Annotated in this window: 21 protein-coding genes and 2 tRNA genes; 4 read left to right on the top strand and 19 right to left on the bottom strand. The window is 38.0% G+C overall.

Features of this window, described 5'->3' with window-relative positions; genetic code table 11:
* Positions 1–37 precede the first annotated feature (37 nt).
* Positions 38–1414 (bottom strand): esterase-like activity of phytase family protein, encoded by a 1377-nt coding sequence (locus DM558_RS09950; protein ID WP_127163888.1) that lies wholly within the window; start codon positions 1412–1414, stop codon positions 38–40.
* Positions 1415–1699: 285 nt separating this feature from the next.
* On the opposite strand from DM558_RS09950, the gene phoA reads away from it, so the two are divergent.
* Complete coding sequence (gene phoA, locus DM558_RS09945) at positions 1700–3133, top strand: alkaline phosphatase (protein WP_127163887.1); 1434 nt, start codon at positions 1700–1702, stop codon at positions 3131–3133.
* 133 nt (positions 3134–3266) lie between these two features.
* Here the strand turns inward: phoA and DM558_RS09940 are convergent, their stop codons facing one another.
* The 5 genes from DM558_RS09940 to hflK (DM558_RS09920) all read right to left on the bottom strand — a co-directional run bounded on the left by DM558_RS09940 (position 3267) and on the right by hflK (DM558_RS09920) (position 10930).
* Positions 3267–3980, bottom strand: a complete 714-nt coding sequence (locus DM558_RS09940) for a hypothetical protein (protein WP_127163886.1) — start codon at positions 3978–3980, stop codon at positions 3267–3269.
* A gap of 872 nt (positions 3981–4852) precedes the next feature.
* Positions 4853–6736: a heavy metal translocating P-type ATPase gene (locus DM558_RS09935; RefSeq protein WP_127164872.1), complete on the bottom strand. Its 1884-nt coding sequence runs from the start codon at positions 6734–6736 to the stop codon at positions 4853–4855.
* A 77-nt stretch (positions 6737–6813) separates the two neighbouring features.
* Entirely contained in the window at positions 6814–7863 is a 1050-nt protein-coding gene (hflK, locus tag DM558_RS09930) for a protease modulator HflK (protein WP_127163885.1), read from the bottom strand.
* A complete protein-coding gene (gene hflC / locus DM558_RS09925) occupies positions 7856–8902 on the bottom strand; it encodes a protease modulator HflC (protein WP_228411731.1) in 1047 nt (348 codons plus the stop codon). The genes hflK (DM558_RS09930) and hflC overlap by 8 nt, the downstream gene beginning before the upstream one ends.
* A 3-nt stretch (positions 8903–8905) precedes the next feature.
* Positions 8906–10930, bottom strand: coding sequence for a protease modulator HflK (hflK, locus tag DM558_RS09920; RefSeq protein WP_127163884.1), 2025 nt, complete (start codon positions 10928–10930; stop codon positions 8906–8908).
* A 1168-nt stretch (positions 10931–12098) separates the two neighbouring features.
* Between hflK (DM558_RS09920) and DM558_RS09915 the strand changes: the two genes are divergently transcribed.
* Positions 12099–12344 carry an integrase domain-containing protein gene (locus tag DM558_RS09915; protein WP_127163883.1) on the top strand — a complete coding sequence of 82 codons (246 nt, stop codon included), beginning with the start codon at positions 12099–12101 and terminating at the stop codon, positions 12342–12344.
* Positions 12345–12766: 422 nt separating this feature from the next.
* On the opposite strand, the gene DM558_RS09910 is transcribed toward DM558_RS09915, so the two are convergent.
* The 7 genes from DM558_RS09910 to DM558_RS09885 form a co-directional block, all read right to left on the bottom strand.
* Positions 12767–14080 (bottom strand): ABC transporter substrate-binding protein, encoded by a 1314-nt coding sequence (locus tag DM558_RS09910; RefSeq protein ID WP_127163882.1) that lies wholly within the window; start codon positions 14078–14080, stop codon positions 12767–12769.
* Positions 14081–15166: an ABC transporter ATP-binding protein gene (locus DM558_RS09905; RefSeq protein ID WP_127163881.1), complete on the bottom strand. Its 1086-nt coding sequence runs from the start codon at positions 15164–15166 to the stop codon at positions 14081–14083.
* A 3-nt stretch (positions 15167–15169) separates the two neighbouring features.
* Complete coding sequence (locus DM558_RS09900; RefSeq protein WP_127163880.1) at positions 15170–15988, bottom strand: phosphodiesterase; 819 nt, start codon at positions 15986–15988, stop codon at positions 15170–15172.
* Positions 15989–15999: 11 nt separating this feature from the next.
* Entirely contained in the window at positions 16000–16842 is an 843-nt protein-coding gene (locus tag DM558_RS09895) for a carbohydrate ABC transporter permease (RefSeq protein WP_127163878.1), read from the bottom strand.
* Entirely contained in the window at positions 16832–17704 is an 873-nt protein-coding gene (locus DM558_RS09890) for a carbohydrate ABC transporter permease (RefSeq protein ID WP_127163876.1), read from the bottom strand. Before DM558_RS09890 ends, DM558_RS09895 begins: the two co-directional genes overlap by 11 nt.
* A gap of 734 nt (positions 17705–18438) precedes the next feature.
* On the bottom strand, positions 18439–18609 hold the full coding sequence (locus tag DM558_RS15665) for a hypothetical protein (RefSeq protein WP_164731437.1): 171 nt from the start codon (positions 18607–18609) through the stop codon (positions 18439–18441).
* Between the two features lie 119 nt (positions 18610–18728).
* Entirely contained in the window at positions 18729–19418 is a 690-nt protein-coding gene (locus DM558_RS09885) for a tyrosine-type recombinase/integrase (protein WP_127163875.1), read from the bottom strand.
* A gap of 38 nt (positions 19419–19456) precedes the next feature.
* Between DM558_RS09885 and DM558_RS15940 the strand changes: the two genes are divergently transcribed.
* Positions 19457–19585, top strand: a complete 129-nt coding sequence (locus tag DM558_RS15940) for a hypothetical protein (RefSeq protein ID WP_267128180.1) — start codon at positions 19457–19459, stop codon at positions 19583–19585.
* A gap of 71 nt (positions 19586–19656) precedes the next feature.
* Here the strand turns inward: DM558_RS15940 and DM558_RS09880 are convergent.
* Positions 19657–19732, bottom strand: a tRNA-Gly gene (locus DM558_RS09880).
* Positions 19733–19738: 6 nt separating this feature from the next.
* Positions 19739–19813: transfer RNA gene (locus DM558_RS09875), tRNA-Glu, on the bottom strand.
* A 172-nt stretch (positions 19814–19985) separates the two neighbouring features.
* Between DM558_RS09875 and DM558_RS09870 the strand changes: the two genes are divergently transcribed.
* Positions 19986–21362 (top strand): MATE family efflux transporter, encoded by a 1377-nt coding sequence (locus DM558_RS09870; RefSeq protein ID WP_127163873.1) that lies wholly within the window; start codon positions 19986–19988, stop codon positions 21360–21362.
* On the opposite strand, the gene tusA is transcribed toward DM558_RS09870, so the two are convergent.
* The 4 genes from tusA to DM558_RS09850 all read right to left on the bottom strand — a co-directional run bounded on the left by tusA (position 21359) and on the right by DM558_RS09850 (position 24400).
* Positions 21359–21607, bottom strand: coding sequence for a sulfurtransferase TusA (gene tusA, locus DM558_RS09865; protein WP_127163871.1), 249 nt, complete (start codon positions 21605–21607; stop codon positions 21359–21361). The two genes, DM558_RS09870 and tusA, sit on opposite strands and share 4 nt — an antisense overlap.
* A gap of 8 nt (positions 21608–21615) precedes the next feature.
* Positions 21616–22668, bottom strand: a complete 1053-nt coding sequence (gene rlmM / locus DM558_RS09860; protein WP_127164870.1) for a 23S rRNA (cytidine(2498)-2'-O)-methyltransferase RlmM — start codon at positions 22666–22668, stop codon at positions 21616–21618.
* A gap of 127 nt (positions 22669–22795) precedes the next feature.
* Positions 22796–23695 (bottom strand): sugar nucleotide-binding protein, encoded by a 900-nt coding sequence (locus tag DM558_RS09855; protein WP_127163869.1) that lies wholly within the window; start codon positions 23693–23695, stop codon positions 22796–22798.
* A 66-nt stretch (positions 23696–23761) separates the two neighbouring features.
* Complete coding sequence (locus DM558_RS09850; RefSeq protein ID WP_127163867.1) at positions 23762–24400, bottom strand: glutathione S-transferase family protein; 639 nt, start codon at positions 24398–24400, stop codon at positions 23762–23764.
* Between the last annotated feature and the right edge of the window lie 7 nt (positions 24401–24407).

Raw genomic sequence — 24407 nt, 5'->3', positions numbered from 1 at the left:
TCCATTGTTTTAATACATTTTAAAAAGGATGTTAAGGCTATTTTGCATTAAGCAATTGGCCAACTTCTAATAAGACGAGTTCATTATCATCTGCTTTATTAGGGTCTCTACTGCTTGAGAATGGTAGGTTATTATCATTACCGACAATTATGTGACTGCCGTCAACAATATCAACATTTTCTATCGTTAAAAATGGAAACTTTAATACCCCTTCATTTAATGGTTTACGTGCTAATTTGTTAGGGTCTTTGATATTTAGCAGATCAATATAACCAAGTTTGTTAACGGTGTTATTAACATTTTTTTCTGACAGCTCTATTAAATATACACGTTTAAAGGCTGCAAGATTATTAAAACAATGTTTTGTGTCTTTTGGATTTATACAAGCTTTTTCTTTTACACCCTCACCATCATCACGTTCTATAATGAGGCCACGTGTATTGTTAATCATATTAAAATCACCAATTGCGTTGCTATTTAGAGCGAGTGGGTATTTCCAAAAGCGTCCAGTCCATTGTTCTTTAGCTACATCAAATTCTAAAATACGTAAGTAGTTTTGATTGTTGTCATTTTCATATTGTTTTTTATCTTGTTGCCATATTGGCCCTTCTAAGAGGGCATAAAGTTTTGAACCATCTGGTGACATTGCCATGCCTTCAAAGCCTTTTGAGCGCTTTATGTCAAAATTTATTTTGTCTTGAGGTGTGTTAGGTGTTTTTAAAGAGTAATGATTAGGAGATTTAATAACTTTATCATTAACCGTAGTTTCAAACAGTGCCAATACTTTTCCAGTTCTATCTGCTTTGATGAGATAAGGTCCGAACTCTTCTCCTATCCAAAAGTTACCATCGATAATTTGAAAACTTTCTGGGTCTAAGTCTGCTCCCGTAAGATACCTTTTCTGTGTTGACTCATTAATAATATGAAAAGGTATTTTTTTATCAGGATCATGTAAAAATACTGTATCGAGTAGTTTGAACTGACCCGTTTTAAAGTCAACATCATAATGGTTTAGGTAGAGCATGAAGTCTGGGGAATTTTCTTTCGTTCCAGCACCATTGTCGGTAATGATCCAGTATGTTCCATCCTTCATGCGCTTAATTCCTGAGTGCCCTTGTTGTGGTTGGCCTTTGAATGGGGAAAATATGCCAGTTGGTCTGCCTTCTGATAATCCTTCTGCACTGTTTAACTTTTCATTGCGTACACTGCTAATGTATTTGCCACTACTTTGTAAGTTCTCTGGGGCATCGTCAGGCGTAGCAATAAAAGAATTAGCAGGAAGTATAGCGTGACCTGCTAATGTAGCAGGATACTCTTTTACTTGCTCGCTAGCCATGGTCAATGTATTGATAAAAAGGCAACTTGCTAAAATACAAAAAGTAAACTTATGTATAGGATCATTTGAAGATGGCATGGGATACTCCTTAGTTAAACGTATTAATCCAATTCCAATATGTTGTTATTTTTAAACTAGCAAAGTTTTATGACAGTTTTATGATACTGAATATTATTTTTGTAATTTTTTTGTAAAGTGGGCGGGGAGGATGGGTAAAATAAATGGAAAACTTTTATGGTTAAGTATGTTTGATAAAATAGATGTACTACAAAAAAATAAAATAATGATTGTCATTAAAATGACATAATCATTTTATAAGATGTTTCCTGTTAAATATTTTTTAATCTATTAAAGGAAGCAAGCATGCAATTAAAGTCTGTAAATACTCCCATCATCCTTCTTTCTGCAGTACTCATGAGTCAGATAACGTTTGCCCACAACAGTGATGATGTTCTTTTTAAACGTCAAGCGGTAGGTGATATAAAAGCGTTTGGAGGAGCGAAAAGATTAACAGGTGATCAAAGTGAGGCTTTAAAAAAACTGATTAAGCAAAGTAAGGCAAAGAATGTTATTTTATTAATTGGCGATGGTATGGGAGATTCTGAAATTACAGCTGCTCGAAATTATGTAGAAGGTGCAGGTGGTTATTTTAAAGGGTTAGATGCACTACCGTTTACAGGCTCATATACACATTATTCTTTAGATAAGAAAACGAAATTACCTAATTATGTGACGGACTCCGCTGCATCTGCAACAGCATGGACAACAGGGGTTAAAAGTTATAATGGCGCATTAGGTGTTGATGTGTACGAAAAGCCTCATAAAACATTACTTGAGTTGGCTAAAGAAAATGGCAAAGCAACAGGTAATATTTCTACCGCAGAAATACAAGATGCAACTCCTGCCGCACAGTATGCACATGTTATTGCTCGTAAGTGTTATGGGCCAGAAGCAACCAGTAAACTATGTGCAATAAATGCGTTAGAAAATAATGGATTAGGTTCTATTTCTGAACAATTAATTAATACCCGTGCCGATGTAACTTTGGGGGGGGGGGCTAAGACATTTCAAGAAATAGCGAAAGCAGGGCAGTGGAAAGGGAAAACTTTAGAGCAGCAGGCTAAAGAAAGAGGCTATACCATAATAACTAATGCAAATGAGTTAAAAAACATTAAAGAAGCTGACCAAAAAAAGCCACTGTTGGGGCTTTTTGCTGAAGGGAATATGCCTGCACGTTGGATAGGCCCTCAAGCTAAATACCATGGTAATTTAGACGGAAATGAGGTGATTACTTGTAAGGTTAATGACAAAAGAACGACGGACATTCCAACTTTAGCGGATATGACTAAAAAGGGCATTGAACTATTAAGTGATAATCCAAAAGGATTCTTCTTACAAGTTGAGGGAGCTTCGATTGATAAGCAAGCACATTTAGCTAATCCTTGTGGACAGTTTGGTGAAACTGCTGATTTAGATGAGGCGGTTCAAGTGGCATTAGAATTTGCGAAGAAAACAGGGGATACTTTAGTAGTGGTAACGGCTGACCATGCACATGCTACACAAATTATTCCTGCAGATAGTCCTGCCTATGGCTTGACTCAAAAATTAAAAACTAAAGATGGTTCACCAATGACCATTAGCTATGCAACAAGCGAAACAGACAGCCAAGAGCATACTGGAACACAAGTTAGAATAGCCGCTTTTGGCCCATCTGCTGCTAATGTAAGTGGTTTGATCGATCAGACAGATTTATTCTTTATCATTAAAGATGCAATGGGATTAAAAGCAAATAAATAGTTTTCATACTTTCTGTATTATCATTATAAAACTGCAAGTACCAAAAAAGTCTTTGCAGTTTTTTTATTAAGGCCTGTTTATAAAAGCACGAATTCAGTTCAAGTTTGATCGGATTTTAAAAGCAAGTTTCATTTTAATTTTTTCCTGCGGGTATTTGATGCTGGTTTTTGTCTTTTTGATCAATCAGTTTTTTCTGTAAATTCAAAATCTTTTTATAGACTTTGGAGTCATCGTTGAAACTTTCGATATCTGATAATCTTTTCAAGCGTTGTTTAGCTGCATCAAATTGTCCTGTACGGCGTTCGAGCTCAAGTGTAATTAATTCAGCATTAATCCACGATTCGTTATTAGTAAATTCAGCTGTTTTTTTGTCATATTCAAGTTGTTGGAGGTATTTTTTATACTCATCAAGCGCTTCTTGCAGATAAGGTAAAGTTGGTGACTGCCAAGTAGCTTCTAGTAAAGTCAGAGCAATATCGCCTGTTGGTTCATGGACTACTCTTTTCAACTGCGCTGCCCTATAATAAGTTTCTTCATTGATAATTTTTTTATATTCTGAGCTTTGAACGTAAGTTGTCAAAGTTTTAATCTCATCATCAGTAAACTTATCTTTATACATTACGAATTGATTATCTGGACAAACAGCTAGACTCCATGGAGCCGCAATTGGACCAATAGGTTTTAAATCCAGCATTCGTCCAAAGGACGTGCCACTACTGTCCATTATCTGAGAAAATTCTTTTCCTCCGATCGGGCAAATAAAGTTTTCTTTAGTGATTGTGTGTGCTTGGACATTTGTTATACCGATTAAAGATGCTAAAATCAGAGCTATTTTTTTTATTCTCATGAAAGAAATTCCATTATTTTAGAAAAGAGGCGTTTTATTTTGATAAGTTATTGATGTCATCTATCAATTTCACAATCAAACTTTACTTATATCATACTCTTATTGAGCTGAATTTATTAATTGATTATGAATGCAGAAGTGAGATAATTTACAGCATCATTTCTGATACAAATATTAAAAAATTATCATTAATAAACATGGGATAAAAAATTTAAGATAAGAGCTATAATGTGTTTTTTTAAGCCCATTGGGATAAAAAACCATTATATGAAGAAAGGTTTTTTTATCTTTTAAATTGACTTTTCCCCCTTATTCTTTAAGACCTTTTATTCTAAAAAAAATATAATTCACTTTTGATACTCCCGCCTTGCTCCATAATTCTATGCTAATCAATATATTTGGTATGATTATAAGCTGCACTGATCTTATCTTTATCTGAATAAAAAAGTTATACTTCAGCCCTACAATAATAACGATAGACAAAAAAACTAAAAGTAAATATACGCATTACAAGCAGCACTATAAATGATGTACTACCTAAACTTAGATGTACTAATTTTTGAACTAAACTCTCAACAGATGTGTAAGATAAAAAAGGAGAGGGGTATTAAATTAAGAGAAGCCATTTCTAGTGAGATGGCGATTATCTGGAAAAGATGAGAAATGAAAGACTGAGCTATCATTGCTATCCATCAGATTGATACATTCCAGTTGATTAAAAAAAAGAATTTTGAACCCCTTTGTCCTAAAATCGATTTTATCCATTCACAATAAATAATTAATACAAAGCAATCGATTGAGTTTAAAGAGAGAAAAAGTCTTTTTACTTTCTTTAAAGCAACCGTAAACGTGAAATCCCAATGAATAACGATCTAATTTTTATTATCTTTTTGATCTAAGCTCTCATCAAAACGTAACAAACGACCAGCATTTCCCAGAACTAACAAGGTACTGATGTTATGTAAAATAGCTGCTATCATAGCGCCCGCTATGCCTAATAATCCAAAAGTAGCTGCTACTACAATTGCACAGGTCCACCCTAAGCCAATAATAACATTGGTTTGTAAAGTATGGCGACAACGTCGACTTAATCGAATACTTGTTCCTAAACGACGTAAATCACTACCAATCAATACTACGTCTGCCGAGGACATTGCGATATCAGCCCCCCCTGCTCCCATCGCTACCCCTACAACACCTGCTTTAAGTGCCAAGGAGTCATTAATACCATCACCAACCACCATAGGGCGAAAGCCTTTTTTTATTTCATCAGTCACACAGATTAATTTATCTTCCGGTAGTGCTTGTGCCTTTACTTCGGTAATACCGACATCATGAGCAATAATATCTGCCACACTCTGTCTATCACCAGTAAGCAATAATTGCCGGCCTAGCCCTAACTGGCGTAAATCAGCTAGTGCTTCTACGGCTTCAGGTCGTAAATTATCGGCTAATAATAACCAACCGCGAAAACTACCTGCTAAAGCAAGTCCTGCTATAGGACCATCATGATGAGGAACATCAGGAACACTGATATTAAGTGCCATAAATAGCTCAGGACGGCCTAAAACAGCCTCTCCCATATCGGTTTCAGCAACAACACCTAAGCCTTGTTTTTCAGTAATATTAGTTAAAGGATAATAGTCCTCACTAGGGGTTAATAACGATAATGCGCGACTAACAGGGTGATTACTCGTAGCACCTAAACTCGCAACTAAACGAAACAGTATTGCTTTATCTTCATTTCCATTAATTTGAGCATGCTGCAAATGCAAGGTACCTCGGGTTAATGTGCCTGTTTTATCTATAACCAATGAGGTTAAATCAGCCATTTCCTCCAAAAAGGCAGAGCTACGAATCAATATACCGTGCCTTGCCGCCACAGCAACACCTGCAATAGCAGTAGCTGGCGCAGCAAGCACTAACGCACAAGGACACGCAGCCACTAGCACGGCTAACATGGCTTGTGAGTCATTGGTAATAAACCAAGTAATAGCAGCAACCAATAACACCAATATCATGTAGCTACCCGCATAACGCTCTAATAACCTTGTAATAGGTGGTTTAGAGCGCTCTGCCTGTTGCATTAATTTAATTACTTTACCTAAAGTTGACTCTTCACTTGGGTGCGTGATTTCTATACGTAATAAACCATCTAAATTAATCGCACCGCCAAATACATCCATGCCTTTTGATACTTCTAAAGGAACAGACTCCCCTGTAATAGAGGCCGTGTCTAAACTGGCTTGTCCTTCTAAAATTCTGCCATCAGCGGGAATTTTATCGCCCGCTTTTACCTCAACTAAATCACCTATTGCTAATTGGTCATTATTGACTAACTGTACGCTACCGTCCGCTAGTATTCGTCTTGCTTGGCTATGAGTTAGTTTACTGAGCGCTTCAATCGCTTCATGAGAGCCTAGTACACTTCGCTCCTCTAAAATATGCCCAAAAATCATAATAATAGGAAGTAATGCAGCAGTCATTAAATCACCTACAGCCCACGCGCCAATCATTGCTAATGCAATTAACTGATCAGTAATGCCATGTAAGCTTTGATGTAAGAGGCTATACCAAGCTGAACGTAAGATAGGAAAAGCCACTAATAAGGAAGATGCACCAAATAATAATTGAGAAACACCATTACCTTCAGGCATAAACCAGCGCCAATATAGCCCTAAGGCTAATAAGCCAATAGCCATCATGGCTAAAACTAACTGGCGAGAAGCTTTACGTTGCTCCTCTTGCGTTAACATGCTGCTATTAAAAGGAATATGATTATGCCCACAATGATAATCATGATCATCTACATATTCTTTTATCTGTTCTGCCATCATTTGGCTCCATCAATAATTAAATGACTTGCATCGCCTTCACCAACCGTATTAACTGACTGTGCTTTAGCTAATATTGCAGAAACTTTATCATGGTATAGGCGCAATAACAGCCCTATATCGGTATGATTTTCTTTAGCCTTGGTTAGGTTATGAACAATGACGGTATCTGTATGAGCCTTAGCTAAGCGCTCACTTGCTTGAGCATGTGCTACTTGCAGAATACGATCGGATGCTTGCCTTGCTTCTTGTGATTTTTGCGCCGCGTAATTTTGTGCAGAGGCTACTTCTTGGGCGGCTACCTGACTCGCAGTTAATACTGCATTAAATGCTGCTACAGCATTTTGCGGTAAAGAAGATTGAACATCAATTCGCTCCACACGAATCCCTAGGCCTGCATTCTGCTGTTTAAGTGCCTCCAAATTCTTATTAATTTGTATTTGTATGTCAAGCCGTAGTTTCTCTCTACTCTCTGCCACATTACTGTTATTATCAATTAGCTCCGGTCTTGCTACCAATATGGTATCAAGATCTCTCGAGGCGCATACCTCAACAGCACTATGCTCTATTAAACGATTTAAGGCAGGTATTACATGCGCCCCTTGTAATACAAAATCGTAGGGATCAGTAACTTGATAAAAAGCCCTAATATCTAATTGTACTACGCCAGAGTCACCTGTTAATAAATACCCAGAGCCTGCTGTAGCATCGTTATTAAATGCATAGCCGCTATCCACTTTTTGGGCTTGCTTTGAGCGTACCAATAACTCGCCTTTTTGCTCAATCATCTGCCCAGCTGAGGGTAAAATAACAACTTGTTCAAAAGGCTGAGGCCACGCTACTAATAGCCCTGAGTCTTGAACACGAACCATTTCGCCCATACGAAAAACTACCGCTCGGCTTTCTGGACCAATCTGTCTGACATTAGATAATAGCCAGCCTATAGCCGTTAATATAACGACACCATAAAGCACAAGAAAGGCTATGCGACTTGCTTGCTGCCAAGGGCTCGTAATCTTGCCCTTAACCTGCTTTAATAAATTACTCATGTTTAGCTTCCCGCACTTTATCAGGAGATGTTAATGAAGGAAATGGTCCATCTACAAGCGCTTTAAAAGGGGCTGCGTCTGTACGCAATATAATTCGAGTATTAGGGTTTACAACCGCACTTAATGTATCTAAAGACCTTAAAAACATATAAAGTTGAGGTGCTTCAGAATACGCTTGACCGTAGAGCTTAGAGGCATCCACAATAGATTTTGCATTAATATCAGCGGCTTTAACATTCGCATCTGCTACTAAAATACGAGCATCCCTTTCAGCAGCGGAGCGAATTTCGGCTGCTTGCCTTTTTCCCTCAGCGGTACGCTCAGTGGCTATTGTTTCGCGCTCTGCGCGCATCCGATCAACAGTTGCAGTTAGCGTAATAGAAGGAAGTGTTAAGCGCTCAACCCCTACTTGCACTATTCTTATCCCATAGGTTTTTAATAGTGACTGCTCTAATTGTTTACGTAAGTGCTTTTCAAAATCAGCTAGCTGCACTTTAGAGGCATCGGTATTAATCAAATTAGCTAAATCATAAGTACTTGCTGTGGTTTCTAATGCCGACCCCGCAAACGTACGTATTTGTTTTGCAGCTTCAATATCTGAGTCATTAGGCATAGCGCGGATAAAACGTAATATATTATCTGGGTCTGGTTGTACCTGCCAAATAATATAAGCTTGTACAATAATACGTAACCCATCTTTTGTACCAACATCTTGTAAACCACTCGATGTTGTTCTTAATCTGAGATCAACTGGAATAGCCGACTCAAAGGGGATTGGCCAACGAGCATTTAACCCTGGGCTTAATAATACACGAGAGGGATTACCAAAACGTGTAATTACAATAGCCTCACCAGACTGAACCTGTACTAAACAAGCAGTTGTAATGGCAATAATAACAATAATCAATGCACAAACTATACGCTTCCATACAACATTCTTAGGCATTTCTTGATGGTGATGATGGTGTTCGTGATGATCGTGATCATGTTGGCACTCATCATGGTCATGAGCATGTTTAATATCAGAAGAAGATGACAAAGCTTAATCCCCTGTAGCTTGAGTAGTTGATTTTATGGTTGTGTCTAACGGCACACTAAATTTGCGTAAATCAATGGTCGGCATGTCTGAGGTTGTTAGCCGATGATCAATGATAAGTAATGGTGCTTTAGCAAATGATATAGATAACTGATTAAAATATTGTTCCAATAAGAAAGCCTGATTCGCTTTTTGCCACGCTGTTTTTTCTGCATCAAAACGTAGCACATCTGATTGAGCTAAGGCTATAGCCTCTTTAGCTTCAGCTTGGGATTTATCCACTAAATTTGCTGCTGTAATATGAGCTTCCCCCATTGTATCAGCAGCATTACCACGCTCTTGGGCAATCAAAACTTGTGACATAATTTGCGCCGCTTGTACACCATGATAAGCATTAGCCGCACCTGCTGGTGGATGAACCGCTTCAACAACAACAGCTAACAGCTCTACCCCACTTTTCATTTGATCTAAGTCTTGTTGAATGCCTTGTTGAACATCCTTTGTTAGCTGCTGTATTCGGCCAGAGAGCACTTCATCTAACGTACGTGATGAGAACTCATGCACTAATACGCGATTAGCAATACTTTTAATGAGCACAGGAATATCTAGATTATTATAAGTGGCATCTAAGGCATCTTGATCGGTAGGGCCTATGCGATAAATAAAACGAACATCCATATTTAAAATTTGAAAGCTTTGCTTATCATTTGAAGCACTTGCAATTATCTGCGACTTCTCACTACGGTGCGAGGCATCCCATAAACGATTAGCGCTTTCTGGCGCAGTTCCTTCTACAGTAGGGACCTCAACTACTACATTTTTCTCTTCTAACGTAGCCACTTGCCCCTGAGCATTTTGGTCACTCGATGTAGCCATTTCATGAATCACCCCATTTTCAACGGAAATAACTTTACCAAAAGGCCAAGGTAAGCCAACATGTAAACCAGATTTTAATACAGCAACTGGGCGCCCAAAACGCTCATAAATACCACGGCCATTAATCGGCACTTCGCTAATACTCGTTAATAACCAACCAAGCACTAAAATCAAACTCAATATAGGTAAAAAAGCACGGCGCATAAAGCCAAAGGCCCATACTTGTCGCAAGTCTATATTAAAATGATGTTGTAACTCATCTTGTAATAGCGTTAAAGGCTGGGGTGGCCAACGCAGCATAGCGGCAACTAAGCTATCACCTATTAGCTGAGGTTCTAATGTATCACGCTGTGGACTAAAAATAGATAAAAAGGCCCGCACTATAAACTCAATAGCAACTAAAATAGGCAATAGCCCAGTTAAAACAAGTAAACGCAGCGGCCAAACTCGCCCAACATCCACAAATAATAAAGCAAATAATGATAGTGCCTGTACAGCAATAACCACACGAATTATTAATGCAATACCGACTGCTTCAGGCCATTGATTTTTTGACGTATTTGATAAGTGGCGCTCGATCACCAGTAAACTAAAGGCACTTAGTACCAAAAGACCGGCTATTGCATAGCTTGTTTTGCTGGTATTAATGCCTGATAAAGACATATTCCAACCAATATAAACAACCACAAGCGTAATAGCAGAGATAGCAATAAACAATAGAGGAGCAACCCCTATCTGCTTAATTAATCGCTTACCATAAACAACAAGATAACTTGGTTTTGCTACTTCTTTATTATCTGACTTTGCTGTTTTCTCATCATTATTTACAGGTGTTGTAATTAATTCTTTTTCATCAGCTTCAGTATTAGAAACACAAGCACCATCAAATGCATTTGAACGCCAAACATCTATACGTAAAGCAGACCGTGCAACAGCTGCAAGCAATAATAAAACTGCTGCATTATTACAAAACAACGTAGGCCATAGTGAATTTACAGTAAACCCTTTAATAACAATAGCTAAAAGAAATAATCCAATAGCTAATTGCATACATGTGGAACTTGCAAACGATAACTTATTAACCCTGTTTTTTGCTAACTGAAAGCGTGGTAAAGCATCTAACGGCTCTGAATTATTTTTTAAATCAAACCTCATAACTATTCCACATGACTATTAATAATATCTTAACTTAAAAGGATTATTTTACTCCTTTTTGCTAATAATCCTACACAGAGTGTTTTTTTACTTATTAAACTTTGTAACATAAATCTTACCATTCAAGCCATGTAGATGATTGAGCTTTGTCTTGCTAGAAAATGGTAACTATTTATTTTTATTATAAAAGATCGCTCGTTGAGAGACTCTAACAAAGATTATTGAATTGGCAACTCTTCTTCTCTTTAAAACAAAACCTTGAATCTCACTAAAACATCAGACAGTACTGACCCCAGTGATTTTGTTTTGTTAATATATACGACTATTTTAATTGTGCCAAGCATCTATGATCAACTAAAACTTTTCGTATTTTTGCTGTTCGGCGATTTAAAGAATGGAACTTTATTATCCAAGTCACGTCTTTAATTCAAAGTTAGTGGTTTATAACCAAATTTAAACTTGAGACAAAAAGTTAATTTGACAGTACCTATCTACTTAATAATCGCTAATTAGTTAAAATTAAATTATTGGTGGATTAGCTAGTAGACAGAATAAAATATCTTTATTTTTGTAAATTATTATCTTTAAATCAAACACAATAGGGAATATACCCTTCACTCTTCATATGAACAATTTGGGTTATAGACTATTGCATTCAGCAGAAAAAACAGGAGTGAAGATCAACAAGAACTGATGTACTACTATGGATTTTGATGTAGTAATAATGTATTAAATCATCAAGGTCGAAACATACAGTGGTGGGAATGATTTCTAAAAAAAATATAATCAATTGGCTAGAGTGTTTGTAAGCAAAGAAAACGCTACTGAAGTGGTTTTAAAGACCTAAATACCTGAGTTCAATTCATTGTTTTTATTAAATATTATTTAAAAAAAGAAAGTTTTAGAGTGGGAAACATTCTCTAGTTTTTAGTACTAATCCGTTGAAATTTCATGAGTTAAAAAATACCATACAGCAAGAATGTATCTCTTTTTAATTAGTACCCATTTTAATAGTCATATAGGGGCTAATCAATACAAATAATTTAAAAATTATAAAACAAAAAGGCATAAGAGTAACGAAAAGAATAAAGGAATTAAATTAAGGGAAGCCATTACTGAGCAGCAATATCAAGCTATCTATCAACAAATCTTTAACTAAAGGCCCGCACTGGCCACCATTTTAGATGTTGCCATCACCTTAGGACTATGTGGCGAAGAGGTGGTACAAAGCTGTCAATCGATGCAAACATGGCAAAAACCCCTACAAACCTTGCATACCAGAATACAGATTATCTTTAGCTCTAAAGGTGGACGGCCGAGAACTCCTCACATTATCTATCCACAACAAGCGCTGCAGGTCATCATTAATGCGCTTGCCATCATGCAACAACTAAACGGTAAACTGATTGATTAGCCTAACTTAAAACAAGCCATGAATTACTGGTAAAACAGTACCTATCGTTTAGGCTTAACGAGGAAAAACTCACCCCATTGCCTTAGATACACTTTCACCCAAAGCCAAGTAAATCAATACCGACAACAAGGTTATACCAAACAAGAAGCGCTTGCCAAAGCTGGAGTATGGCGATGGACGGGGGAGACATATTAAGCAAGTGTTTAGGAAAAAGATATAACCAATCATTTTAAATTTGCTAACTTAGCTATTTGAAAGATAATCATATTAGAGGCTGTTATGTACCAATAGCAGACATTTAAATTAGCAAAATGTAAAGTTAAGCGGAAAAATTTGGCTTAACTTCTCTCTAAAAAAACTAATACAGAGCAAAAGAGATCGTTGGGTTAAAACGATCCCTTTTATATGGAAGGTATATTTTATTATTTAGGACTTAATGCTGTAGCCGCTTGGTAGGGTTGCATAATTTGGTCAGCTTTTTGTTGTGCTGCTTTAGCGGCTTGTTCAACGCTGTAGTTTTTATCATTGACTAATGCTGCCAGTTGATCTTCCATGGCTTTGCGTACGGCAACTGTTTCATAGGTAGCGTACCAAGGATGGGCGAATTTTAATTGTTCTAATGCAATTTTAGCGCGAGGATCCTTGATTAAATAATCTTTCATTTCTGGCAAATCGTAGGCAGCTATTCGAGGGGAAAAGTAGCCTGTGAATCGGCTCCAACTACCATTTACTTCGGGGCTAACTAAGTAGCTTAGAAATTGATAGGCTGCTTTTTTTTGCGCTTCGGATATTCCTGCAAAGCTAACAAGACTGGCACCGCCAATAATTACAGCTTGTCTTTCTTTCGCAGGTAACATAGCGACTTCCATGTCAAAGTTTTTTGCGTTTTCACGCATAAACCCTAATGCGCCAGTACTTAAGACAGCCATTCCTAGTTTTCCAGAAAAAAAGTTGGCGCTAATTTGTTTAGAGTTGAGAACGCCGGCTGGCATAACCTCATGTTTGTATACTAAGTCACGCCAGAATTGTAAAGTGCCTTTTGTGGTTGGGCTATCATAAAATACTTCACCAGGATAGTCGGGATTATTGAATTGTCCACCATTTGCATGAACTAATGTGGATAATGTCCAGCCACCATAGTCATTGTTAGTGCTTGGTAACATGATACCCCATTGTCCTTCAGATTTGTTGGTTAGTTTTTTAGCAACGCTTACGAGTTCATTCCATGTCTTAGGGGGGGCTTTGATGCCAGCCTTATCGAACAATGTTTTATTGTAGTACAAAATGGGGGTGGAGTTATGGAAAGGAATACCATAGGTTTTCCCCATTACTTGAGCATTTTTATGAACGGCTGGCCAAAAGTTTGTTATTAAAAAGTCATTTGCAGATACCTTGGTTGGATCGTATTTAAATAACTCATCCATGGGCAAAATCATATTTTTAAGGGCGAGGTCTACAGTGTAGTTAGCTGACATGATAACTAATGCAGGTGGTTGTCCTGCCTTTGTAGCAGCTTCTGCTTTCATTTTGGTTGTGTCATAGTCTCCTGTGAAAATTCCTCTGACCTCTACCTCGTTTTGTGATTGATTAAACTCTTTAATCACACGTGTCATTTCCATCGTTAGTTTTCCATCGACGGGGGCAGGAAACATAAAGTCGATTTTTTCTTTAGCTAATGCATTATTGAGGGTGAATAGTCCAATTGCACAGGCTGTGATTAGTTTTACTTTACTCATTTACCCCTCCAGTACTAGGTTTTTTTGAGTGTCTGTTGAGAAAAAATAAATTTTATTTGTATTAATATAAAGTTTAATTTTTTGCTTTAATTTTGGAGCCATGCCTTGGTTTGCTTTACGGTATTGGATTGTGCCAAAAGTTGTATAGGCTTGAATTAAGTATTCAGCTCCGTGTAATTCTCTATTTTGAATTTCAGCATCGATGGAGATGTCACTGCTTGCATTAGTGAATGCTTCTTCTTGAATATGCTCAGGTCTAATGCCTAAATACACATCAGACCCTTTATAAGGGGATTGGGTATTAGGAATTGCTAATGTTTGTTCTCCTAGTATGATGGTATTTTGTTGGCAGGGCAGCTTTAAAATATTCATGGCAGGTGTGCCAATGAATGTCGCCACAAATAAATTATCAGGTTTATCGTATAATTCTTGTGGTGTTCCTATCTGTTGTAAAATACCTTTGTTCAAAACGATGATGCGATCTGCCATGGTCATGGCTTCTATTTGATCGTGGGTAACATAAACGGTCGTGGTTTTTAAGGTATTATGGAGATCCATAATGCCTTGTCTAACCTCGACCCTTAGTTTAGCATCAAGATTAGATAGCGGTTCATCCATCAAAAACAACTCGGGATCACGGACAATGGCTCTTGCCATAGCAACACGTTGACGTTGTCCTCCTGATAGCTCTTTGGGTTTACGTTTAAGGAGAGGTTCAAGTTGAAGCATTTTGGCAACTTTTTTTACTTTTTCAGGAAATAGGCTTTTATCCTCTCCTCTCACTTTCATACCAAACGTAATATTTTTTTCCACTGACATGTGAGGAAATAACGCATAGTTTTGAAAAATTAATGAGAAGTTACGTTTTCTAGGTTCCCATTGGCTTATGTCTTGCTGGTTAAATAAAATGTGACCACTGGAAACGTAATCTAAACCTGCCAAAATACGTAGTAATGTACTCTTACCACACCCTGAGGGGCCAACTAATACTAAAAACTCTCCTTTTTTTATGTCGAGATTAATGTTGTTTAAAATACAATGTTGGTCAAAACTTTTTGTTATGTCCTTGAGCTGAATAAATGACATCAATTAGTCTCCTGGACAACTAATAGCAGATTCATAGCGATAGGGGCCAGATATTTGTGTTAATGGTTGACTATAGGTTACAAGACCTGTTTTAGGAACGAGTCGATGCATGAGCATAGCAGCAGGCTCTAAACAGTAGAGGTCAGTAGGATCGCTTGAGCTATAAGGAACTTGATGAACTGTTCCAGGTGCAGAAGCGATAATAGTTTGTTTGTATTGGGTAAACATGGTTCTATGGACATGGCCACAGAAGATTCGGATTAGGTGTGGGTACTTGTCTATTAGTTTTAGTAACTCATGTCCATTTTGACAGCCTATTCTATCCATTTGCAAGTTACCCAAGGCCACAGGTGGATGGTGCATAAATAAATAACTTGGTTTATTGGATTGATCAAGGGCATTGTCTAACCATTGCAGTGTATAGTCACTTAATTGCCCTGCATGTGTGCCTGGTTCAGTTGAGTCAATGAACAGTAGTTGTGCTTCATCATGATCCACTTTATAGGCAATTTGTTGAGGGTTATCGCCTAATAAAGGACAAAGAGGTTGGAATGCTTTTAAAAAAAAGGATTTGTTATCATGATTCCCTGGCACGATTAAAATGGGATATTGTAGATGCCCTAATATACGCTTTGCTACCTTGTATTCATTTTCTAATCCGCAATTGGTAATATCGCCTGTAATGATGACCGCATCAGGCTTTTCAGTTAATGAGTTGATGCGATTAATCACTTCAGCATTTGCTGTGTTGGTGTCGATAAAATCATATAATTTCCGACCATCACTACGAAAATGTAAATCAGAAATATGAGCAAATAACATATAAAATCCTCTTATTTGATACCAGAAAATCCAAAACTGCTTAAAAACTGTTTTTGGAATAAAATAAACACTAACATTAAAGGCAAGCACACGAGGAGGGTGCCAGCGCTGATGACGCCCCACTGCCCACCAGATTCAGCCCCCATCGCGAAAGAGACTAAACCTACGGTTAATACTTGTTGCGAGGGGTCGTTTAATGTCATTAAAGGCCAAACGTATTCATTCCAATGGTAAGTGATGCTAACAGTTGCAAAGGCTAATAGGGCAGGTTTTGTCATGGGAAGCAGCACATAAATTATGGTTTGCCACCAACGGCACCCCTCCATGAGTGCGGCATCTTCTAATTCTTTGGGAATGTTTAAAAAGGCTTGTCGCATTAGAAAAACGCCAAAAGCTGATGCAAAATAAGGCATCATGGTACCAAACAGTGTATTGAGTAATCCTAACTCTTTTAGTGTCATCATATTAGGAACCATCATAATGACTGGCATAATCATTAGTTGGATGAGTAGTAGGTAAAATAAAATGGTTCTTCCTCTAAATTCATGATATGCAAACACATAACCTGCGGTCGTAATGGTGATGAGCTGAATGATGAATGTCCCTACTGAAAAGATAATGGTATTGATATAAAGGGTTGGCCAGTCAGCACTGCTCCAAGCTAATTTAAAATTTTCTAAAGAAAGAGGTAGCCTTGGTAAAATTGAGGCCATGTCTAAACTAAAGCTATCCTCACTAATAGATGAAGAAATCATCCATAAAAAAGGGCTTAACCATAGGGTAGCTGTGCATATTAGGAGGATCGGTAAAGTGATAAGCCATATGCGTCGCCCCACTGAAGCATTAGTGTTCATAGTGGACACCTTTTTCTAGAATACGTAGATTAAATACTGAGAAGCTAAAAAGTAAAACCAAAGAAATAAAAGTAGCTGCTGATGCTTTGCCAATATCATGACTGTTGAGAGCAAGGTCTTGGATATAGTAGAGTAAAACAGATGTTGAGTTACTAGGGCCGCCTTGGGTCATTACGACAACATGGTCTATTTGGGTTATTGAATAAATAAGGGCGATAATGACTACGAAATTAATAGTGGGTCTTAATAGTGGAAGCGTGATGTGAAAAAAAATCTGTCGTCGTGATGCGCCCTCCATAATAGCTGCTTCACGTGCAGATGTAGACATGGCTTGTAGGCCTGCTAAGAAGAAGAGCATATAATAACCTGCAAATTTCCAAATCCCGACGATACTCAAAGCAATCAAAGCTGATTGACTCATTCCCAAGTAATTGGTATTCATAGGTCCAAACCATTTAGCAAGGTAGTAGTCTAATAACCCAAGATTGGGAATAAAGATAAAGGTCCAAATGGTGGCAGCGCTAACCAGTGGAATAATCGTGGGAAAAAAGAAAGCTGTTCTTAACCAACGATTAATGCGATTGTTTTCCCAAAGAATGATGGCTAAAAATAAAGCGAGTAATACTCCTGGTATTACGGTGAGCAAAATATAAATGACATTATTTTTTAGCGATAGCCAGAAGATAGGATCATCAAATAAGCGATAAAAATTTTCTAGACCAACAAATTTTTCTCCATCGATTGCATAACGAGAATCATAGAGGCTATCAGAGAATGAGCGGAATAAAGGCAGGTAGGTAAATAAAATGAGAAAAATGAAGGTTGGCGCAAGGATAAGGTACAAATAGATTTTTTTAAGCATAGTATGGATAAAACACTTTTGTCACTAAATATCTTAGGTATATTACGACCAAAGTATGACATAATGATGACAGCCAAGTTTTAAATCATTATTAAAATAATCTTCTAACATTTTAATAAATAGTCTAATGTTTGTTCCTCGCCCAAAACGGAAGATCATGTTATTCCAAGAGTACATAGAATTAGTATTGGAAGCTATTTTTTGAACCTATTCATTGTATTATTGGCTAAGCCTAGTTGCCCTGCAGGTCCCAAACGGCTCCTTCCTAATCATCCTAAATAAATACTTCACAGGATTACGGATCTCTTGCGCTATGTAGCATGTTTGCTATTCATTTAACTATACTTGCTGAATAAAAAGGTAAATTGGATAACTGCATCAACGCATTCTGCTGCTGATCTTTTGCTAACAAACCAAACATCAGCACTTAACCTCTAACTGTCCTGAGCACATACTTGTCTAGCTTGAAATCCTTGCCGTTACCGCTCATTCAGCTGATCGGCCCAGTCTTGCGTCATTATTCGGTACTGCTCCATATACTGTGCATTTTTATAAGATACCCTAATTTGATCTTTATCCGAATGCGATACCTGTACCTCAATCCACTGTTTAATTATCCAACACATTTAACGCCTAGATAACGTAGCTCGAATACGACGTCCATTTAAACACCCATCATGACCTAATCGCTTTAACCCACCATTCGGTGTATTCTCACTAATGAGTAGTTTAGGCTACCAACGATGACAGAGTAAATACGGTGGCCATGGAAACATTAACAATATAAGCTCCTTAATCACCCCGATCGCCCGTTTAGATAATGGCACCACATAAGGCAGAGTACTGTCATTATGGCTCACTGAACGTTGCAACTGCTTTACTTGCTCCGCTAGAATGCACCACAACCCCTTCTCCAAATCAAACTGTGCTGGTGTGGGTTGTCGTAACTAACAGATACGTACTTCTGTTAACAACAGATAAATCCCCAATCTTGTCTGAATTGCTCCCTGATATTCAGCCAGCCTCACCAAAAAGGCTGGTTACTCCTTCTGCCGTAAAAACGGATTATGCTGAATGGAATTTTAGGTAACACCAATAGCCCCTGCTCAGCAGCAGGATTAGTATCAATAATCCCTTCCGCAATAGCATGACGAAAAATCTCATTAAGCCAGCAACGACACTTCTCAGCAATAGACAAAGCCCCCCACATTTCAATATTACGCAATACCTTTAATACATCCGCTTTAGTAATTTCATTTAAAGGAATAGATCCTAATCCAGGCAAGAGATCAATTCGCATATAGCGCTCAATCTGAATAGCAGTACTTTGCCGTTTATATGGGTTATCCAAGCCAAGTTTTCTCAATTTAAACAGCTTCCAACATCCACTAAACTGTTCAAATGTTTCAACTTTGGCCTTCAACTCAACAAGCTCACCCACAGTATTTGCTTCAATACAGTCACTATGGTTAGGTGAAAACCCATTTTTAACCAAAAAACGGGCATCTTCACATTTTTGGCGGGCTTCTTTAAGACAGATATCGGGATATTGCCCTAATGAAACACGGTTACGTTTCCCTTTAAGGGTATAACGATAATGCCATGCTTTACTCCCTGTAGGGGAGATATATAAGGATAAACCTTGAATATCTTTAAGCGTATAGGGTTTTGCTTGAGGTTTGCTAATTCGTACCACTGCATCAGTGAGTGCCATAAAAGCTCTCCTAGTCGGAATTTAAGGAGATTTCTATTATGGGAATACAAAATCAAATGTCAGTCAAAAATCCGAATGCACCACTTACGGATTTCAATGTACCTTTGAATGTACCTTTTTACCGTAGCAGTGGGCAAACGGCAGTACACCTCTACGCACAATCTTGATAAGAAAGTGTTTGTTTTAAAGGTATTTGGACTGCTTGGTGAACGTCCGTGACGCTCCATGGATGTGTGTCTGGAGCGGGAAACGAGACTCGAACTCGCGACCCTAACCTTGGCAAGGTTATGCTCTACCAACTGAGCTATTCCCGCTTAAAATGGCGTCCCCTAGGGGACTCGAACCCCTGTTACCGCCGTGAAAGGGCGATGTCCTAACCACTAGACGAAGGGGACATTACTGACTTCGTCTACTACTGAAGTGGCGCGCATTCTATTAATATTTTTAGAGTTCGTCAAGTAAAAAATGAAAATATTTTTTAAATAATTAAAATTAAATTTTAAAAAACTTGTTCTTATGGTTTAAGTTTCGTAAGCTGTACTGTCATTTAGTTTATTTGTAAAGATTATGAACGCTACATTTAAGAATCAATTTAGAATTGAAATCAAAGCACTTTTTTCTTTAACTTTGCCCATTCTTATTGCTCAATTAGCCTATACGTCGATGGGGTTTGTTGATGCGATGATGGCAGGGCATTTTAGCAAGCATGATTTGGCGGCTATTGCTCTGGGTAATTCTATTTGGATACCGATTTATTTGTTGATGACGGGTATTATTTTAGCAACTACTCCTAAGGTGGCTAATTTATTTGGTGCTTGCAATAATAAAGAGATAGGCCCTTTAGTCAGACAGTCTTTGTGGATGGCATTTTTTGTGGTTGTGGTCGTCATTGTTTTGTTATTAAGTGCGCACCCATTATTGGTCTTTATGGGGGCTTCTGAAGATACATCACTTTTAACAATGAAGTTTCTTCATGGTATCGCTTGTGGTATGCCTGCTATTGCCTTTTATCAGGTATTTCGTTGTTTGAGTGATGGCATCGGTAGACCCAAGCCTAGTATGGTGCTAGGTGTTATTGGCCTAACCTTGAATATTCCCGTTAATTATGTGATGGTTTTTGGTAAGTTAGGATTCCCTGCCATGGGTGGGGCGGGTTGTGGAATTGCTAGTGCCTCGGTTATGTGGTTTATGTGCTTTGGCTTTGTATGGTGGATCTCGTATGGTCATGCTTATAAGAGTTGTGAGATTTTTAAACGCTTTGATATGCCAAATTGGAAAGTAATTGGTGATTTATTGCGGATTGGTGTGCCAATCGGTGTTGCTGTTTTTACTGAAGCGAGTATTTTTAGTGTAATTGCTTTATTAATTGCTAAGCTAGGCGATGATGTGGTTTCTGGCCATATGATTGCATTGAATTTTTCTTCGTTGGTATTTATGGTGCCTTTGGCTATTTCTATTGCGATTACTGTGCGTGTAGGGCAAGCTATGGGGCGTAAAGATGCGGTAGCAGCTAGATTTTCAGCCAGTGTTGGCGTTGTGGTTGCTTTTGTGTTGGCTTTTATTTCTATGTCTCTTATGCTTATTTTTAGAGAAAACGTGGCGGCACTTTATACAAAAGATCATACGGTGTTAATGTTAGCAAGTCATTTAATTATTTTTGCGGCGCTATATCAACTACCTGATGCAATTCAAGTAACTTGTGCAGGTGCATTAAGAGGTTATCAAGATACTGGTATTATTATGTTTATTACGGTGGTTTCGTATTGGGTTATTGCCATGCCAATAGGTTATAGTCTAGGGTTGACTCATTTTTGGGGTGATCCACAAGGCCCTGCAGGATTTTGGACTAGTCTAATTATCGGTCTAGCTTTTGCCTCAGTTATGTTAGGGATGCGCTTTCTATATCAAAGTCGCCGCCAAATAAGGATGTTAAGCTATTCTTAATCTCCTTTTTTGCGAATCCAGTAGTAATAAGTTTCATCAGTTTGTTGTTGATCAATTAATTGGTGATCTAAAAAGTTACAAAACTTGGGAATATCTCTTTGAGTTGATGGATCTGTTGCAATGACCTTTAGTAACCCACCAGCTGGGAGGTCTCTAATTTTGTTGTGTAATAGCATAATGGGCTCAGGGCAAATAAGCCCTGTAGCATCTAAAACTTCATCCGTTTGTAAAGTAGTTTGGTCCATAGGTTGCCTTAGTTTAAACGTTGTAAATGGCAGGTGATTTCTTCCCTGTCATGATAGAGTTGTTTGCAGGTAATGTTAACCTTTATTCCGTGATCGATAAAGTGGTCTTGCATTCGTTCTGTGAGTTTCATTACTTCTAAATAGCGCTGTTTCATAGGAAGCTTAAAGTTGACGATAGCTTCTTTGCACCATCCTTCTGCTAGCCATGTTTGTACCATGGCTGCTGTTCTTGCGGGTTTTTCTACAATATCACAAACCATCCAGTTAACAGCTTTATTCGGTTTGTAAGTAAAGCCGTCGGCTTGTATGTGTTTTACTTGTCCAGTTTCCATGAGTTCCGGTTGCATGGGGCCATTGTCGATTGCGGTTACATACATGTGGCGCTTAACCAGTTGCCATGTCCAACCACCCGGTGCTGCGCCTAGGTCAATAGCGGTCATGCTGAGGGCGAGCCTTGTATCCCATTCTTGACGTGGAATAAAGAAGTGCCATGCTTCTTCTATTTTTAATGTGGAGCGACTAGGCGCTTCTCGAGGAAATTTGAGGCGTGGTATCCCCATTGGCCATTTTGCACTGTTGTGCTGATTAGCATAACCAACAAATACTTTTTGCCCTGTTAAAAACGTTAGAAGTAGTCTGGGCTTGTTTGGGTCGTCAATTAGTTTTCCGGATTTTTTAAGGTGTGTTATCAGTGGTTTTTCGAATTTACGGCAAAAGGTAGAAAGACTCTTGCCATCATTGGTATCTAGCATTTCTAACCATAAGTCACCCATGGGCGGGTAGTCTTTTAGAATAGTGAGTAGTTGACTGATACGGTCATTTTCTTCGAGCTCTACAAATTGACCAGCCGCCCATTGTCTCGGAAAAATAAGCTGATTAAAAGGTTGTTTGTTAATAAATTGTTGTATTTGGTGCGGCTCTTGGCAAATAAACTCAACAAATGCACTGTTTGGCTTACTTTTGGCATAGCCAATGATATCTAGCATGTTGGCTTTGTCGGTTATTTCTGCACAGGCTTCATTTTCAAAACCTGCACGGCAGTGTAATAAAAGGGTGTTGATCACTTTTATAGCTCATCAATAATTGTATAGGTGTTTATTTTAGCAGGTGCATGGTTAAAAAGATTATTTTTATTGTGAAAAAACAATATTAAAGAGAGGAATGGGGAACACCTCTCTATTTTAGTTGCTAGCCTGGTGTGTTTATTTTGTCGTGGTAGAAATCTTTAAATAACTCTGGGATTGCTGCACGCCAAGCACGCTGTTTTATACCAAACGTGTAGAGTATTTTTTTGCATGAAAGTACCGCATATTGAGGTTCTACACTTGCATCACTAAATTCTGTATGCGGTTTCGCAATTATATTTTCAGTGATGGTTTTATCATAATTTCTTGCTTCATTAAGTGCTATTTGCCCCCATGTTAAAGATGAGGTTGCCTCCATTGCACCATAGTGGTAGGTTCCCCATAATGCCGTATTGCAATCGATTTGTTGTAGTATGCCTAAAATGACTCGTGCAGCATCATCAATAGGAGTTGGGTTGCCGCGTCGGTCATCTGCCAATTGTATTTCTGGGAGTGTTTTGGCTCTGTTAATCAATCTTGCTACTTTGCCTTCAGGGTTGTAATCTAAGAGCCAACCGAAGCGTAAAAGGATATGTTTAGGGCAACTATCTGCAACTATTTGCTCAATTTTCCAAAGTGCTTGACCTAAGATGGAGATAGGAAGCGGCTCGTCTTCTTCGTTATAAGCGGTAATACGCGTTCCACCAAAAACACGATAGCTTGAAGGTTGAAACAATATGATATTTTTCTCTTGGCATAGTTTTGCTAGATGTTCTATCATATTTATTTGTAGGCTAAGCTTTTCTGTATCAACACCTCTGGCCTGAAACCAATCAGCGTAGTAGGCAAGATTAATAACACAATCTGGTTTATTATTTTCTAATAAAATAGATAAGTTTTCATGGTTCCAACCTTCCTCTGGAGAGTTTGGTGCATGTAAATGTATGTTTTCCCCAGTTGCTTGTTCTAACAGAGACTGACCGAGTAAGTTATCGCCACCGAGTATGAGTAGTTGCATTCGCATAGTAAAAGTATCTGTTTAGTTGCTTATTAATTTAGTGTAGTAACGTGTACTACAGCCTGAATAAAGTTATTTACTAAAAACGGTTTTTCCTGACGGTCTTTCTTTCATTCGTGTTAAATAAGAAAGGAGATTTTTAGCGTTAATAAAAAGTTGTTCAGCATATGGCGTCTGAGAAACATAATCTAGCATGGGCGTGAGGATTGCATCAGCCATGCTGTAAGAGTTGCCACAAAAGAAAGTATTATTGTTTAATTGTCTCTCTAGTAAATTTAGTGCGCTAATGACATCAGGTATTAGTTTTTCTACAATACTGATGCGAACAGTGTTATTAGGGTCTCTAGGGAATGCAAATTCTAAAAAATACTGTCTTATAAGAATGTTGTCAATATAAAGGCTTAGAGCACCAGACCACTGATCAATAAGCGAGATTGCTAGGGGATCTTTCGGAAGTAGTTTTTTAGTAGGAGAAATGTTATCTAGAAAACGACAAATTGTTGTTGTTTCGAAGATAGGATGTTCATCATAGAAGAGGACAGGAACTTTTTTGAAGGGATTGACGTGGGCTAATTCATCACTTTTGAGTGGAATTTTTTTTCCATTTAGATCAGGCCCGTAAGTATAGCTCAGCCCTAGCTCTTCGCAATAAAGGCGAACACTTCTAAGGAAAGTACTAAAATCAGGCCCCAGAATATGTATTTCTGACATTTTCTTA

The organism is Entomomonas moraniae (genome assembly GCF_003991975.1).
GTDB lineage: Bacteria > Pseudomonadota > Gammaproteobacteria > Pseudomonadales > Pseudomonadaceae > Entomomonas > Entomomonas moraniae.
Note: the sequence above shows the minus strand (reverse complement) of the source record. Positions and strands in the feature narration are given on the sequence as shown.

What these genes read in the sequence shown, in the direction of transcription:
- hflK (WP_127163885.1), bottom strand. Translation starts at nt 7,863, where the DNA reads ATGAGTAATTTATTAAAGCAGGTTAAGGGCAAGATTACGAGCCCTTGG.
- hflK (WP_127163884.1), bottom strand. Translation starts at nt 10,930, where the DNA reads ATGAGGTTTGATTTAAAAAATAATTCAGAGCCGTTAGATGCTTTACCA.
- DM558_RS09890 (WP_127163876.1), bottom strand. Translation starts at nt 17,704, where the DNA reads ATGCTTAAAAAAATCTATTTGTACCTTATCCTTGCGCCAACCTTCATT.
- DM558_RS09895 (WP_127163878.1), bottom strand. Translation starts at nt 16,842, where the DNA reads ATGAACACTAATGCTTCAGTGGGGCGACGCATATGGCTTATCACTTTA.
- DM558_RS09935 (WP_127164872.1), bottom strand. Translation starts at nt 6,736, where the DNA reads ATGTTAACGCAAGAGGAGCAACGTAAAGCTTCTCGCCAGTTAGTTTTA.
- DM558_RS09910 (WP_127163882.1), bottom strand. Translation starts at nt 14,080, where the DNA reads ATGAGTAAAGTAAAACTAATCACAGCCTGTGCAATTGGACTATTCACC.
- DM558_RS09855 (WP_127163869.1), bottom strand. Translation starts at nt 23,695, where the DNA reads ATGCGAATGCAACTACTCATACTCGGTGGCGATAACTTACTCGGTCAG.
- DM558_RS09905 (WP_127163881.1), bottom strand. Translation starts at nt 15,166, where the DNA reads ATGTCATTTATTCAGCTCAAGGACATAACAAAAAGTTTTGACCAACAT.
- DM558_RS09950 (WP_127163888.1), bottom strand. Translation starts at nt 1,414, where the DNA reads ATGCCATCTTCAAATGATCCTATACATAAGTTTACTTTTTGTATTTTA.
- DM558_RS15940 (WP_267128180.1), top strand. Translation starts at nt 19,457, where the DNA reads ATGGGAATACAAAATCAAATGTCAGTCAAAAATCCGAATGCACCACTT.
- DM558_RS09870 (WP_127163873.1), top strand. Translation starts at nt 19,986, where the DNA reads ATGAACGCTACATTTAAGAATCAATTTAGAATTGAAATCAAAGCACTT.
- DM558_RS09885 (WP_127163875.1), bottom strand. Translation starts at nt 19,418, where the DNA reads ATGGCACTCACTGATGCAGTGGTACGAATTAGCAAACCTCAAGCAAAA.
- DM558_RS09850 (WP_127163867.1), bottom strand. Translation starts at nt 24,400, where the DNA reads ATGTCAGAAATACATATTCTGGGGCCTGATTTTAGTACTTTCCTTAGA.
- tusA (WP_127163871.1), bottom strand. Translation starts at nt 21,607, where the DNA reads ATGGACCAAACTACTTTACAAACGGATGAAGTTTTAGATGCTACAGGG.
- DM558_RS09940 (WP_127163886.1), bottom strand. Translation starts at nt 3,980, where the DNA reads ATGAGAATAAAAAAAATAGCTCTGATTTTAGCATCTTTAATCGGTATA.
- phoA (WP_127163887.1), top strand. Translation starts at nt 1,700, where the DNA reads ATGCAATTAAAGTCTGTAAATACTCCCATCATCCTTCTTTCTGCAGTA.
- DM558_RS09900 (WP_127163880.1), bottom strand. Translation starts at nt 15,988, where the DNA reads ATGTTATTTGCTCATATTTCTGATTTACATTTTCGTAGTGATGGTCGG.